This window comes from Mycobacterium sp. NGS59, assembly GCF_059812345.1.
This window is the reverse complement of the sequence record NZ_JCALCN010000005.1, coordinates 161,178-173,980: the sequence shown is the minus strand read 5'-3', so window position 1 is coordinate 173,980 and position 12,803 is coordinate 161,178. Positions and strand designations below refer to the sequence as shown.

Sequence of the window (12,803 nt, the reverse complement as noted above, 5' to 3'; positions counted from 1 at the left end):
CTGCCGAATCTCGACTAGATCCGGCGTTCGTTATCGAAACGTTATAGCCGTCATAGAAAACGTCTATTTGCTTTACAAGCGACCTTTAATTGCATGAATTCGACCTTCTTGTATGGCAGGTGGTCACCGAGTGCGGGCAGTGCCCATCGCCGGTTCGATGTCGGCGATGCAAGAGACGAAATCTCCCCGGCGCAGCCGGCGCCGGGGAGACTAGCGAGAAGATTCGCGCTCAGTTTTCCTTGAGGATCAGCTTCCGCAACGCCGCGCCGTCGGAGGTGAGCAGTTCCTCGATACGAGGCTTGCTCACCTCAGCGACGATGATCTCGCCGACCTCCTGATACACCTCGCTGAAGATGCCGTGCGACTTCATCTTCTCGGTCTGGTACTGGTTGTCCTCGGTCGGCGTGACGTAGTAGACCGCGTCGGCCTTGAACCGGTGCACCAGCCACAGATGGATCAAGGTCATCAGCCGCTTCTGGCGTAGCTTCTCGGCGAAGGTGTTCTGGTCACGCACCTGCAGGATGCTCCGGCCGTGCCGGTCCTTGATGGGGTCGACGACGACGTTGGCCAGCTGCTCGTCGGCGTCCCCGTAGATCCCCAGCTCCAGCACATCCGAACCGGCGCGGCGGGGTCGCAGCGTGACCCGGAGCTTCTCGCCCAGCTGATAGTGCTCGCTCCACACCGCCAGCCACTCCTCGAGCAGCTTCTTGGGCACCTCGGTCTGCACCAGGTGCTGGTGCTGGGTGGACCCCTTGCCCATGGATTTGGTGGTCGCCGTGCGTCCCGAGGACGCCGCCAGGGCGGCGTCGCTGCGCGGCCCGCCCACCAACGTCTGCGGCGTGCGGTACGGCGACTCGACCAGGCGCATCTTGCGTTGCAGCCGGGCCAGCGCCAGCATCCCGTCCTGGCGGAGGTTGGTGGCGAACTCCTCGGCGGCGACGCCGTCGATCTGGTGACCGCCGTAGGTGATGAAGTTGAAGACGAACCCCATCTTGCCCAGCTCCGCGGGGAACTCGCGCATCTCCTCGTCGGTCATGCCGGTGGTGTCCCAGTTGAACGACGGCGACAGGTTGTAGGCCAGCATCTGGTCGGGATATACGGCATGGATGGCATCGGCGAACTGGCGTGCGTCGGCCAGATCAGCGGTCTTGGTCTCCATCCACAGGATGTCGGCGAACGGCGCAGCCGCCAGCGACTTCGCGATCGCATAGGGGATGCCGCCGCGGATCTGGTAGTAGCCCTCCGGCGTCTTGGCCAGCTCGCAGTCCCACCCCGGGTCGACACCCAACTCTTTGGCCTTGCGTCGCGCGTCATAGAGCGACGCCGTGGCGGCGAACGTGCGCCAATCCTGCGCGCTCATCCCACGCGGCTCGTCGTCGCTCTCACCGAATTCCAGGACCTCGGCGACCGCTTCCCCGTAGGTGAGCACCCCGGCGTCGTCCTCCCAAGCGGCCACGAAACGCGATTCGACGTCGTCGTACACGTCGTCGATCGAGGTCTCGCCGTTCTCCCGCCACGTCTTGATCGCCTCGGCGATCAGCTCGGTGATTCCCTGACGCTCCAGCCACGCGCCCGCCTCGGCGTACTCGTCGTCGCTGAGCGAATACAGCAGGTGCCCGTTGAGTTCCTCGACACCCGAGTCGTAGAACCGCCGCATCATCGCCAGGAAACACGCCTTGTACGACGGCACCTGGAGGTTGGTGGCCCCTAGCAGGAACGGCTGGTCGCGTTCGTCGCCGCGGCTGTCGAGCAGGTTGGCCGCCTCGGCGTCGGTGCGCGCGACGATGATGCCGGGCACCCGCATGATGTCGAGCTGGAACCGGGCGGCGTTGAGTCGCTTGATCTGTTCGTCCGAGGGGACCAGGACCTTGCCGCCCTGGTGGCCGCACTTCTTGGTGCCCGGGCGCTGGTCCTCGATGTGGTAGCCCGGCACGCCGACCTCGGCGAAACGTCGAATCAGGTTGCGCACGTGCGGATCTCCGCCGTGACCGGTGTCCGCGTCGGCGATGATGAACGGCCGGTAGTCGAAGAAGGTGGCCGAAGCGCGCTGGCGCTCAGTCATGTTCAGCCGCTGATATTCCTGGTTGCGGTCGGCGGTCAGCAGCGCACGCACCAGCACCGCGGCATCGTCGGGCACCTGGCTCAACGGATAGCTGGCCAGGTCCGGTCCCGGGTCCTCGGTGACCGAACCCTTGGCCGAGGTCGCCCAGCCGCCCAGGTAGATGGCCTCGATGCCCATCCGCTTCATGCTCACCGCCTGCCCCGGTGAATAGGGGCCGAAGGTGGTGACGCTCTTCTTCTCGGCGAACAGTTCGCGCAGGCGCGGGAAGAAGGCGGCCGCCGCCTCGCGGGCCACGGTGTAGTCGACCGGGATCGTGCCGCGTTGCTCGACGACCTGGCGGGCCGTGTAGAGGCGGGTGATGTCGGCGAAGCGCGGGCTCTCGAAGTAGCGCTGCGTCGCGGCGACGTCTTCCTCGAACTGTGATTGGACCGCATTGTCCGTTTCCGCGATGGCCATGGCCTTACGCTCCTCTTCAGCCCCGATTCACCTGACGCACGAAGTGTATGCCCCAAGATAGTGATCTGAATCACCGGCCGAGGGGCCTGCATCACAATGGCTTTCGCGCCACGTCCGGGGCGAGCGTCAGCTCGGTCCCGGTACGGCCGCGCCGTACCGGTGGCAGGCGGCCAGCGCCAATTCGACGTCGACGCGGTCATCAATCGGGCGTCCGCGACGAGCGACAGCTTGCTCCACCCGGTTCCTCAGCACGGTGAAAGGGACATCGAGATCGCGTGCCGCGGCCTCGTGGACGGATCCGCTGTGCAGGAACACCCGCAACGACTCTCGCAGCAGCGCGTCGTCCTCGGTGTCGGCGGCCAGCGGGCCGAGGACATCGGCCACCCATCCGCGGATTTCGGCGGTGTCGGTGCCGAGCAGTGCCACGGCCGCCAGGTCGGGATCGGTGGCCGCGGCCACCGATCGCTGAGCATCCGAGTGCGCCGGGCCGCCGGCCGACACCGCCGACCGCACCCGCTGGGCCTGACGGTGGGAACGACGGAATCCACCCACCCCGGTGCCGATCGCGCCCAGCGCGATGGACGGCGAATCCTCTCGGAGACGGGCGAATTGGCGCACCTTTGCGACGATGTCGCCGGGCGCGGTTCGAAACGGCAGCCAGCCCCAGGCGCTGGTCCGGTCGGCGGCGGCGAACAACGGCGCCGCGGAGGCGTCGACGGCCCCGGCCAAGCTGCGGACGAAGCGCTGCATGCGGGCCAGCTCGTCGTGTTCGGTCGCCGGGTCCGGCTGCCACGCGATGACCGCGACGTGTTGCCACCGCAACGGGTAACGGATTGTGGCAGAGGCGATGTCGACGTCGACGGCGGATCCGTCGGCAAGCACGTCCCGCACCCTCATCGCGCGGATGCTGTTCTGGTTTTCCAGCCAGTGCTGGCGTTCGTCTTCGTACGCGCTGACCACGTGTTGGGACACCAGGTCGACGTATTCGAACACCAATGTGGTGATCACCTCGATCACGGCGACCCGGGTGGTGGGTTCGACGTCGAGGGCACGCAGTTCGGTGAACACCAGCTCGGTCATGTGCCGCTGCCCGAGTCGGTACGCCCGCACCAGAGACGTGACCGGTACGTCGTGCTGGGCCACCCGGCGGGCATACTCCAGTGCCGCATCGGGAGCGGTGATTTCGTCTACCGGGATGTCATGCAGCAGTGCATCGAAGATCGTCTCGATGTTGGACCGGATGCTGGCGCCCATCAACTCGAGCATGTGCGCATCGCCGCGCAGTTCGGGGACCTGTTCTTCGAGCGCTTTTTGAATCGTCGTACTGATGTCGGCGACCTGCCGCTGCAGCCCGGTCGCGATTGTCAAGACACAGCCGTGCACCTCGTCGTCACCGGACGAATAGCTCACTCTTGGAACGGTAACGCCACTCGTGACGGAACCGGTAGAACTCCGAGCCCGCCGCTATCCGGTGGCGAGGTCGGGAGTGTATGACGGAGACGTACCGCAACCGAACAAGGAGAAACCGTGCGCGCAGTCGTCATCACCAAACATGGCGGACCGTCGGTCCTGCAGGTACTGCAGCGTCCGGACCCGCCACCGCCGGGACCGGGCCAGCTGCGCATCGAAGTCCGGGCCGCCGGCGTCAATTTCGCCGATCACCTCGCCCGTGTCGGCCTGTATCCCGACGCACCCGACCTCCCCGCCGTGGTCGGCTACGAAGTGGCCGGCACCGTGGTGGCCGTAGGCGACGGAGTGGAAGACAGCCGGGTCGGCGAAAGAGTCTTGGCTGGAACGCGTTTCGGCGGTTACGCCGAGATCGTCAACGTCGCCGCGGCCGACTCGGTGCCGCTGCCGGAGTCGGTGAGCTTCGAACAGGGCGCGGCGGTTCCGGTCAACTACGCCACCGCGTGGGCGGGCTTGCACGGCTACGGGTCGCTGCGCGCCGGCGAACGGGTGCTCATCCACGCCGCGGCCGGCGGCGTGGGCATCGCGGCCGTCCAGTTCGCCAAAGCCGCCGGGGCCGAGATACACGGCACCGCCTCGCCCGCAAAGCACCAGAAGCTGGCCGAACTGGGCGTAGACCGGGCGATCGACTACCGCCGCGACGGTTGGTGGAAGGGGCTGCAGCCCTACGACATGGTGCTCGACGCTCTGGGCGGCACGTCGTTGCGGCGGTCCTACGATCTGCTGCGGCCGGGCGGACGGCTTGTCGGCTACGGGATCTCGAATCTGCAGGAAGGCGAGAAGCGGTCGCTGCGCAGGGCGGCGCCGCACGCGCTGGCGATGCTGCGCGGGTTCAATCTGGTCGATCAGTTATCGGAGTCCAAGACCGTCATAGGCCTGAACATGCTGCGGTTGTGGGACGACCGGGGCACGCTCGAACCTTGGATTACGCCACTGCGCCAGGCGCTCGACGACGGCATCGTGGCACCGGTCGTGCACGCCGCGGTCCCGTTCTCCGAAGCCCCTGAAGCACACCGGATTCTGGCGGCGCGGGAGAACATCGACAAGGTGGTGCTGGTGCCGTAACCGCGGACAGCAACCCGTGTTTCAGTCCGCGGCCACGATCAGCGCGGCGAGCCGGCTGCGGTCGACTTTGCCGGTCACGTTGTAGGGAATGTCGTCGACAATCCTCAGTCGCTCCGGCAATTTGAAGTAGGCGATCAGATCCGCGCAGTGCGTTCGCAGTTCCTCCAGCGTCACCGGCGCGCGCGACACCACCGCGGCACCTACCCGCTGGCCGAGTTCTTCGTCGTCGACTCCGGCCACCGCGACGTCACGCACCGCCGGATGGGACCGCAGCGCCTCCTCCACCTCGATGGGCCCGAACTTCTCGCCGCCACGGTTGATGGTGTCGCGCAGCCGGCCGCTCGGGTACAGGTAGCCGTCGGCGTCCCTACGGCCCAGATCGCCGGTGCGCAACCACCCCGCGGTGCTGTTCAGCGGGCTGTCGACCCAGATCTCGCCGACCGCGCCGACCTCCACTTCCACACCGGTGTCCGGGTCGACCACGCGCACGTCGACGCCGGGAAGGGGCCGTCCCACCGATCCGGTCCGGGCTGGATCATGATGATCCTCGGGCAGCAGGTTGGCGTAGGTGCCCAGCGTCTCGGTCTGACCGAACACATTGGTGAACGCCACGTGCGGAAGGGCCGCAATTGCCTTGCGCATCAACGTCTTCGGCGCGGCCGCGGCCCCGTAGGTGATCGCGGACAGCGAGGACAGGTCGGTGGCGGCGAAGTCGGGATGTTCCAGGATTCGATGAATCATCGTGGGCACCAAGAACATTGCGGTCACCCGATGCCGGGACACCAGTCGCAGCCACTGGCCGGCGTCGAACCGGCGCTGCACCACCAGGGTGTTGCCCGAGTACAGACTGGCGAGCAAGCCGAGCGACCCTCCCACGTGGAAGTAGGGCACGCACATCATCACCGCGTCGGGCGGGGTGTCCGGCGAGAACGGCTCGGATGTCCGGTTGAGCCGTGCGCCGAGTTGCCGGCTGCCGATCGGGACCGTCTTGGGCAGGCCGGTGGTCCCGCTGGTGAACAGGACCATCGCGGGAAGGTCGTCGTCGACGCATACCGGAGGTGCCGGCCGTTCGTGGCCGGCGAGGAGTTCGGACGCCGTCAAAACGGTGGGCACCGCCGCTTCGCGCAGGCGGTCGGCGTGCGTCTGCCCCGCCACCGCCACGTCCGTGCAACCGGCGTTGTCGAGCAGTGCCCGCAGTTCGGGCGGCGTCAACGCCGGATTCATCAGCGCTGCCGCGGCGCCGATGCGGGCCGCTCCGAGTAGCGCGGCGATCGAGAGAAGGCTCGCGGTGTCGACGACGGCGACGCGGTCGCCGGGGCGGACACCGTGTGCTGCCAAGCCGGCCGCGCAGGCTCGCACTGCTCCGGCGAGTTCGGCGTAGCTGTACGGGCGGTCGTCGATGACGAGCGCGGTGCGCTGCGGATCGTGTGTCGCCGCGGCGTCGACGATGGTCCCGATGTTCATGTGCTCAGTACAGCGGCGACCAGGTCGAGGTCCGCAGCAGCCGGCTGGTCCACTGATCCCGTAAGTCCAGCGCATCGTGCAGCCACGTTCCGGGAGTCCGGTATTCGGCCGGGATATGGGTGCGTAGCAGGTCGAGCAGCGCTTCGGGACGACTGATCTGCTGCATCAGGATCACTTCGCGGCGCAGGTGACTGCCCAGTGCGGGCTGGAACGACGCATGCATCCGCAGCATGGACGCAGGCTGTTCCAGGCCGCGGGCATAAACGTCCCCGCACCGCAGGATGTATTCCTCGAACTTGTCCTCGTAGGGCCACATGGTGTCTTCCATGTAGAGGCTCATATCGTGCTCGCGCCCGTCCACCGGCACATCGTCGAACGACACCTCTTGCATGGGTGACCACGGCAGCGGCACCAGCAGCTTGGCGTCGACTCCGTGGCGCAGTTCGTCGGTGTGATGCATCCAGTCCCGCAGGTCCCCCTGTTGCACCCGCTTGGTCAGTCGTTCCCAGGCCGCGCCGTCGCGAACCGCGGTCACGGTGATGACGGTGTATGCCGGGCCGCTGCCCTGGGCCTGGTTGGTGTACCACAGCAGCCGGGCCTCGTCGCCGGCGGCCAGCGTGGGCATCCAGCCTTCGCGAAACGCCGCCTCGAATTCATCCTCGGCGCGCCCGCGCACCGTATGGACTTCGTGCATGAACAGCAACGCCCAGACCTCCGAACGCCTTCTCGCCCACTATTTGCAGGGACGTTAATCGGGACGAATCTTCCTGTCCACGCCGGCTCTACGCACTCGTCAATATCTCAGGCGCACCGTCCGGGCCGCTCGCCGAGTACGCTGTTTAGTTATGAGTTCTAAGCAACCGCGAGTTTTCGGCGTCGCTGCACTGTTGGTCGCAGGCTGGGCGGGCTCGCTGGGTGTCGCGGCCGCCGACCCGGAGCCGACCCCGTCCCCGGCCCCGGCTCCCCCGGGCGCCGCTGTGCCGGCGGCGGCACCCAGGGCGACGATCGACCACGACGGCGTCTACACCGTCGGCAAAGACATCGCCCCGGGGGTGTATGCCTCCGCCGGGCCCGTCGGCAACGGCACCTGCTACTGGAAGCGGATGGGCAATCCCGACGGTGCGCTGATCGACAACGCGATGACCAAACGGCCCCAGGTCGTGCAGATCGAGGCCACCGACAAGGCGTTCAAGACCAGTGGTTGCCAGCCCTGGCAGCCGTCGGGCGAGGCACCGCCACCCGCGGCCGCGGGTCCGCAGGTGCAAACCGCACTCGGCATCTTGAACGGGCTGCTCGCGCCGAACGGTCAGCACGGGCCGTAGCCCCCCGGTCGGGACTCAGGCCGGTGGGGCCAGGGCGCCCTCGACCGTGGTGTACATCGGCAGCAGGCGGCGCAGGCCGCAGGCGGCGATGGTACGGGCCACGATCGGCTGATCGCTGACCAGTCGCAGATTCACCCCGCGCCGACGACACCGGACAGATTCTTGTGCCAGCACGGCGTACGCGCACGATCCCAGGAAGTCCAGTTCCCGGATGTCGATGACGAACGGTCCCGGCGCAATCGCGATCGAGGCGCTTCGGTTCACCAGACGCTGCCAAATGGTCTCGTTGCTGGCATCGATGTCACCGCCGACATGGACGACCACCGCCGAGCCGGTGCATTCGGTGAGCGCTCGCAAACCGCTGCTGGGATCGGTGATTTGAGAATTCAGCCGCGTGCTGGATGGAGCTGGCGATGATTTGATCGCGACAGTCTTCATCGTTCGCAATGTCCCGTCGTCGTGGTGGCTGAGGATGCCTTCAGTTCTGAAGGCGGCAACGTCGTCGTATCGAAAAACAGCGTAGGTGTTCGCGGGGTTCAGCGAGTGGTCTTCGTGATTACGGGCTTAATAAGCATATGTGCAACAGGCGCTGACAACCTAGGGTGTCGCGCCGGAAATTTACGTGTTCCGCGAAGCGCGACGCGTCAGGAGCGACAGAATCCAGCTGACGATGGACAGCAGGATGGCCGCCCAGATCGCCGTCCACCAGAAGTGGTCGATCTGCAGTCCCCAGTGGGTGGTGTGCTCGGTGATCCGAGCGGTGATCCAGAGCATGAACGCGTTCACGACGATGTGGAACAGCCCCAGCGTCAGGATGTACATCGGGATCGACAGGATCTGCACGATCGGCTTGACGATGGCGTTGACCAGACCGAAGAGCACCGCGACGACGAAGATGATGCCGACGCGCTGCAACGTAGTGTCACCGCCGACGAAGCGCAGCCCGGATACGAACTGCGTCACCACCCATAACGCGAACCCGGTCAACGCCGCGCGCAGCAAAAAAGGCACCATCCGGCGATCCTGCCACCACGGGCGCAATGCAGCCGGTTCAGGCCGCGCGGTGCGCCACGCTCGCGGTCTGGCGTCGGGTAGGCCACGATGCTGACGTGACCAGACAGCGCCTGACCAGCGAACAGCGCAACTCCTTCCTCGCGGCGTTCCTGGGCTGGACGATGGACGCCTTCGACTACTTCATCGTCGTGCTGGTCTACGCCGACATCGCCGAGACGTTTCACCGCAGCAAGACCGAGGTCGCGTTCCTCACCACCGCCACGCTGGCGATGCGACCGCTAGGCGCGCTGCTGTTCGGGCTGTGGGCCGACCGGGTCGGACGACGGCTGCCGCTGATGGTCGACGTCATCTTCTACTCGGTGGTCGGATTCCTGTGCGCGTTCGCGCCCAACTTCACCGTGCTGGTGATCCTGCGGCTGCTGTACGGCATCGGCATGGGCGGTGAGTGGGGACTGGGGGCCGCGCTGGCGATGGAGAAGGTTCCGGCCGAACGGCGGGGCTTCTTCTCCGGGTTGCTGCAAGAGGGCTACTCGTTCGGCTACCTGCTGGCCACCGTCGCCTCGTTGGTGGTGATGAACTGGCTGGACCTGTCGTGGCGCTGGTTGTTCGCGCTGAGCATCATCCCGGCCCTGGTCAGCCTGATCATCCGGTATCGCGTGGAGGAATCCGAGGTGTGGGAAGCCACGCAGGACCGCATGCGGCTGACCAAGACCAGAGTTCGCGACGTGCTGCGCGAGGCCAAGGTCATCCGTCGGTTCTGCTACCTGGTGTTGCTGATGACGGCTTTCAACTGGATGAGTCACGGCACCCAGGACGTCTACCCCACCTTCCTGAAAGCGACCACCGACGACGGCGCCGCGCTGTCCAGCGCGACCGCCCGCTGGATCGTGGTGGTCTACGCCGTCGGCGCGATCGTCGGCGGTCTGGTCTTCGGCACGTTGTCGCAGCGATTCGGCCGCCGCTACACCATCGTGTTCTGCGCGGTGCTGGGGTTGCCGATCGTGCCGCTGTTCGCCTACTCACGCACCGCGGCCATGCTGTGCCTGGGTTCGTTCCTGATGCAGGTGTGCGTGCAGGGTGCGTGGGGAGTCATTCCCGCTCACCTGACCGAGATGTCGCCGGACGCCATTCGCGGCCTGTATCCCGGGGTGACCTATCAGCTGGGAAACCTGCTGGCCGCGTTCAACCTGCCGATTCAGGAGCACCTGGCCGCGACCCACGGTTACCCGTTCGCACTCGCGGCCACGATCCTGCCGGTGCTGGTCATGGTCGCGGTGCTGACGTGGATCGGCAAGGACGCCACCGGAATTCGGTTCGGCACTGCTGAATCCACTTTTCTGCCAAGCGAAGTCGAGTGAGCTGCGGACCGGCGTCCACCGCGTCCCCGGTCGATGCGCCGTCGGCGCTCAGCCCGCTCCGGAACCGTTCAACGTCCGCAGCAGCAGGTGCATCGCGACGGTGGTGGAACGTTCCCGGACGTCGGAGCGGTTGCCGGGCAGCCGCAGGGTGCGGGTGACGCCGGTGCCGTCCGCCAGCGCGACCGTGAAACATACTGTGCCGACCGGTTTATCCTCGGTGCCACCGCCGGGGCCGGCGATTCCGGTGATGGCCACGGCGGTGTCGGCGCCGAAGCGTGTCAGCGCGCCCGCCGCCATCGCCTGCGCGACCGGCTCGGACACCGCCCCATGCTGCTCGATCAGGCCCGCGTCGACGCCGAGTAACTGCACCTTGGCCTCGTCGGCGTAGGACACCACCCCGCCGACCACGTAGTCCGACGAGCCGGCGCGATCGGTCAGCCGCGCCGCGAGCAACCCCGCGGTGCAGGATTCTGCGGTGGCGATACGGCGTCCGGCGAGCAGGGCGGCGACCAGATCGTCGACTTGCGAACCGTCTTCGGAGAACACCTGCGCACCGTGGCGATCGCGGAGCAGTTGGCTCAACTGCGCGTAGACCTGTTCGGCGGCCGGCTCGTAGCGGGTGACGATCTCCAGCTCGCCCCGGCGCAGACAGGTGGTGATCTCCAGCGCCTCGAAACCCGCAATGGCGGTCTCGGCTTCCCGCAGCGTCTCGGCCAGCCCGGACTCGGGCAGTCCGAACATCCGCACCATGTCCTGCCGGTACACCGTCCGGCCGGCGATCGCCTCCTGCACCCCGGGGGTCTCGACGGCCTTGTGCCACATGGGCTGGAGTTCGCGTGGGGGTCCGGGAAGCACCAGCACCGCGGGCTTGCCAGGGACCACGACGCCGGGTGCGGTGCCTACCGGATCGAGGATCTGCGCTCCGACCGGGATCATGGCCTGCTTGCGGTTGGCGGTCCGCACCGACTCGAAGTTGCCCGGCTCCAGCAGCGCCGCGAATGCTGGGTTGCGCGCCATCAGCGACTTGAGGATGTCGGCGATCCGGTTCTCCAGCGCGTCGTCCAGGACCAACTCGCGGCCACAGAATCGGGCCACCACCTCGACGGTCATGTCGTCGGCGGTGGGTCCCAGCCCGCCGCTGGTGATGATCAGGTCGACGCCCTGATCGGCCATGAAGCGCAGTTGCGCTTCGATGTCGGCGGGGCGGTCACCGCAGATGGTGATGTGGGCGAGTTCGACACCCAGTTCCAGCAGACGATCGGCGATCCAGGGCCCGTTCTGGTCTTGGACCCGTCCGGTCAGAACCTCGGTGCCGGTGACCACGATGCCCGCGCGTGCGCTCACCGTGACGACACTACGCACCGCCACCGAGTTGGTTCTTAAGTGCTGGGGCTGCCTTGCTGGCCGGGGATTCCCGGATCGGTCAATCCCCCACGCTCGCCGGGACTTCCGGGCTGACCGGGCTGACCCGGTTGACCGGGCTGGCCCGGCTGACCGGGTTCGCCGCCGGCGCCGCCTGGGCCGCCTTCGCCCGGCTGACCGCCGGGGCCGCCATCGCCGCCGGGGCCGCCGTCGCCGCCGCGACCACCGTCGCCCCCGCGACCACCGTCGCCACCGCGACCGCCCGCGCCACCGCGACCGCCGGCTCCGCCTCGACCACCCGCGCCGCCCTGACCGCCGGCCCCGCCGGGCCCGCCTGCGCCGCCGGTCATGCGCTGGATTCCGGAGCTGGGAAACGGGCCATCATTGCGCCTCCTGGTTGCCGTAGGTGGATCCGCAACACGCTACGCGCAGCGCTGAGCACCGGGTTTGCCAGGCCGATCAACTCGACAGATAGCGTTCGACCGACTCGACCTTTCGCGTCATCGCATCGCTGACCCCGGTTCGCCAGTCCGCCTTGATCACCGTGCTGACCCGCGGTGCCCGGGCGGCGACGGCCTCCACCGCGCGCTGCACCACGGCCATCACCTGCTCCCAGGTATCGCCTTCGATCACGGTGAACATCGAGTCGGTCCTGTTGGGCAGTCCCGATTCGCGGACCACCCGAACCGCTTCGGCGACGATCTCACCGACGGCCTCGCCTACACCTAGCGGAGTGACGGAAAACGCGACCAGCACAGACATTCCTTCACTGTCGCATGGCAGCATCGGGGCTCATGCGGGTTCTGGTGCAACGGGTCTCGTCGGCCACCGTCTCGGTGGACGGTGAACAGGTCGGCGCCATCCGCCCGGACGGACAGGGGTTGCTCGCCCTCGTCGGCGTCACGCACACCGACGGACCCGAAACAGCGCAGCGCCTGGCCGAGAAACTGTGGACGTTGCGGATCCTGTCCGGCGAGCAGTCCGCATCCGACGTCGACGCGCCGATCCTGGTGGTCAGTCAGTTCACCCTGTACGCCGACACCGCCAAGGGGCGCCGCCCATCGTGGAACGCCGCCGCGCCGGCCGCGGTCGCCGAGCCCCTCGTTGCGACGTTCACCGAGGCGCTACGCCGAGCGGGCGCGCGGGTGGAGACCGGTGTCTTCGGCGCTCACATGCAGGTCGAGTTGGTCAATGACGGGCCGGTGACCGTGCTTTTGGAGCTCTGACGGGTAC

At 67.2% G+C, this 12,803-nt stretch carries 13 protein-coding genes; 4 read left to right on the top strand and 9 right to left on the bottom strand.

Annotation, left to right across the window (positions count from 1 at the left end; genetic code table 11):
- Positions 1–229: 229 nt before the first annotated feature.
- Both aceA and AC5Y46_RS08640 read right to left on the bottom strand, forming a co-directional pair.
- Positions 230–2,518, bottom strand: coding sequence for an isocitrate lyase ICL2 (gene aceA / locus AC5Y46_RS08645; protein WP_499990707.1), 2,289 nt, complete (start codon positions 2,516–2,518; stop codon positions 230–232).
- Between the two features lie 126 nt (positions 2,519–2,644).
- Complete coding sequence (locus AC5Y46_RS08640; protein ID WP_499990706.1) at positions 2,645–3,928, bottom strand: RsbRD N-terminal domain-containing protein; 1,284 nt, start codon at positions 3,926–3,928, stop codon at positions 2,645–2,647.
- 117 nt (positions 3,929–4,045) lie between these two features.
- On the opposite strand from AC5Y46_RS08640, the gene AC5Y46_RS08635 reads away from it, so the two are divergent.
- Positions 4,046–5,050, top strand: a complete 1,005-nt coding sequence (locus AC5Y46_RS08635) for a zinc-binding dehydrogenase (RefSeq protein ID WP_499990705.1) — start codon at positions 4,046–4,048, stop codon at positions 5,048–5,050.
- A 21-nt stretch (positions 5,051–5,071) separates the two neighbouring features.
- On the opposite strand, the gene AC5Y46_RS08630 is transcribed toward AC5Y46_RS08635, so the two are convergent.
- Both AC5Y46_RS08630 and AC5Y46_RS08625 read right to left on the bottom strand, forming a co-directional pair.
- Positions 5,072–6,514, bottom strand: coding sequence for a class I adenylate-forming enzyme family protein (locus tag AC5Y46_RS08630; RefSeq protein WP_499990703.1), 1,443 nt, complete (start codon positions 6,512–6,514; stop codon positions 5,072–5,074).
- Positions 6,515–6,518: 4 nt separating this feature from the next.
- Positions 6,519–7,208 (bottom strand): hypothetical protein, encoded by a 690-nt coding sequence (locus AC5Y46_RS08625; RefSeq protein WP_499946793.1) that lies wholly within the window; start codon positions 7,206–7,208, stop codon positions 6,519–6,521.
- A gap of 151 nt (positions 7,209–7,359) precedes the next feature.
- Between AC5Y46_RS08625 and AC5Y46_RS08620 the strand changes: the two genes are divergently transcribed.
- Entirely contained in the window at positions 7,360–7,836 is a 477-nt protein-coding gene (locus AC5Y46_RS08620; RefSeq protein WP_499990701.1) for an Rv1352/Rv1906c domain-containing protein, read from the top strand.
- Positions 7,837–7,851: 15 nt separating this feature from the next.
- Here AC5Y46_RS08620 and AC5Y46_RS08615 read toward each other — a convergent pair whose 3' ends face one another.
- Together AC5Y46_RS08615 and AC5Y46_RS08610 are read right to left on the bottom strand one after the other, a co-directional pair.
- Positions 7,852–8,274 (bottom strand): anti-sigma factor antagonist, encoded by a 423-nt coding sequence (locus tag AC5Y46_RS08615; RefSeq protein ID WP_499946791.1) that lies wholly within the window; start codon positions 8,272–8,274, stop codon positions 7,852–7,854.
- A gap of 180 nt (positions 8,275–8,454) precedes the next feature.
- Positions 8,455–8,850, bottom strand: a complete 396-nt coding sequence (locus tag AC5Y46_RS08610; RefSeq protein ID WP_499990699.1) for a phage holin family protein — start codon at positions 8,848–8,850, stop codon at positions 8,455–8,457.
- Between the two features lie 95 nt (positions 8,851–8,945).
- Between AC5Y46_RS08610 and AC5Y46_RS08605 the strand changes: the two genes are divergently transcribed.
- Positions 8,946–10,208, top strand: a complete 1,263-nt coding sequence (locus tag AC5Y46_RS08605) for a sialate:H+ symport family MFS transporter (RefSeq protein WP_499990698.1) — start codon at positions 8,946–8,948, stop codon at positions 10,206–10,208.
- Between the two features lie 48 nt (positions 10,209–10,256).
- Here AC5Y46_RS08605 and AC5Y46_RS08600 read toward each other — a convergent pair whose 3' ends face one another.
- The 3 genes from AC5Y46_RS08600 to AC5Y46_RS08590 all read right to left on the bottom strand — a co-directional run bounded on the left by AC5Y46_RS08600 (position 10,257) and on the right by AC5Y46_RS08590 (position 12,332).
- Positions 10,257–11,552 (bottom strand): competence/damage-inducible protein A, encoded by a 1,296-nt coding sequence (locus AC5Y46_RS08600; RefSeq protein WP_499990697.1) that lies wholly within the window; start codon positions 11,550–11,552, stop codon positions 10,257–10,259.
- Between the two features lie 79 nt (positions 11,553–11,631).
- On the bottom strand, positions 11,632–11,868 hold the full coding sequence (locus tag AC5Y46_RS08595) for a hypothetical protein (RefSeq protein WP_499990696.1): 237 nt from the start codon (positions 11,866–11,868) through the stop codon (positions 11,632–11,634).
- Positions 11,869–12,029: 161 nt separating this feature from the next.
- A complete protein-coding gene (locus AC5Y46_RS08590) occupies positions 12,030–12,332 on the bottom strand; it encodes an MTH1187 family thiamine-binding protein (RefSeq protein WP_499946786.1) in 303 nt (100 codons plus the stop codon).
- A 32-nt stretch (positions 12,333–12,364) separates the two neighbouring features.
- Here AC5Y46_RS08590 and dtd point away from each other — a divergent pair, with 32 nt between their 5' ends.
- Positions 12,365–12,796, top strand: coding sequence for a D-aminoacyl-tRNA deacylase (gene dtd / locus AC5Y46_RS08585; RefSeq protein WP_499990695.1), 432 nt, complete (start codon positions 12,365–12,367; stop codon positions 12,794–12,796).
- Positions 12,797–12,803 lie beyond the last annotated feature (7 nt).

Excerpts from the sequence above, each read along its gene's own strand:
- AC5Y46_RS08615 (WP_499946791.1), bottom strand. The coding sequence starts at position 8,274 with ATGAAGACTGTCGCGATCAAATCATCGCCAGCTCCATCCAGCACGCGG.
- aceA (WP_499990707.1), bottom strand. The coding sequence starts at position 2,518 with ATGGCCATCGCGGAAACGGACAATGCGGTCCAATCACAGTTCGAGGAA.
- AC5Y46_RS08590 (WP_499946786.1), bottom strand. The coding sequence starts at position 12,332 with ATGTCTGTGCTGGTCGCGTTTTCCGTCACTCCGCTAGGTGTAGGCGAG.
- AC5Y46_RS08630 (WP_499990703.1), bottom strand. The coding sequence starts at position 6,514 with ATGAACATCGGGACCATCGTCGACGCCGCGGCGACACACGATCCGCAG.
- dtd (WP_499990695.1), top strand. The coding sequence starts at position 12,365 with ATGCGGGTTCTGGTGCAACGGGTCTCGTCGGCCACCGTCTCGGTGGAC.
- AC5Y46_RS08620 (WP_499990701.1), top strand. The coding sequence starts at position 7,360 with ATGAGTTCTAAGCAACCGCGAGTTTTCGGCGTCGCTGCACTGTTGGTC.
- AC5Y46_RS08610 (WP_499990699.1), bottom strand. The coding sequence starts at position 8,850 with ATGGTGCCTTTTTTGCTGCGCGCGGCGTTGACCGGGTTCGCGTTATGG.
- AC5Y46_RS08625 (WP_499946793.1), bottom strand. The coding sequence starts at position 7,208 with ATGCACGAAGTCCATACGGTGCGCGGGCGCGCCGAGGATGAATTCGAG.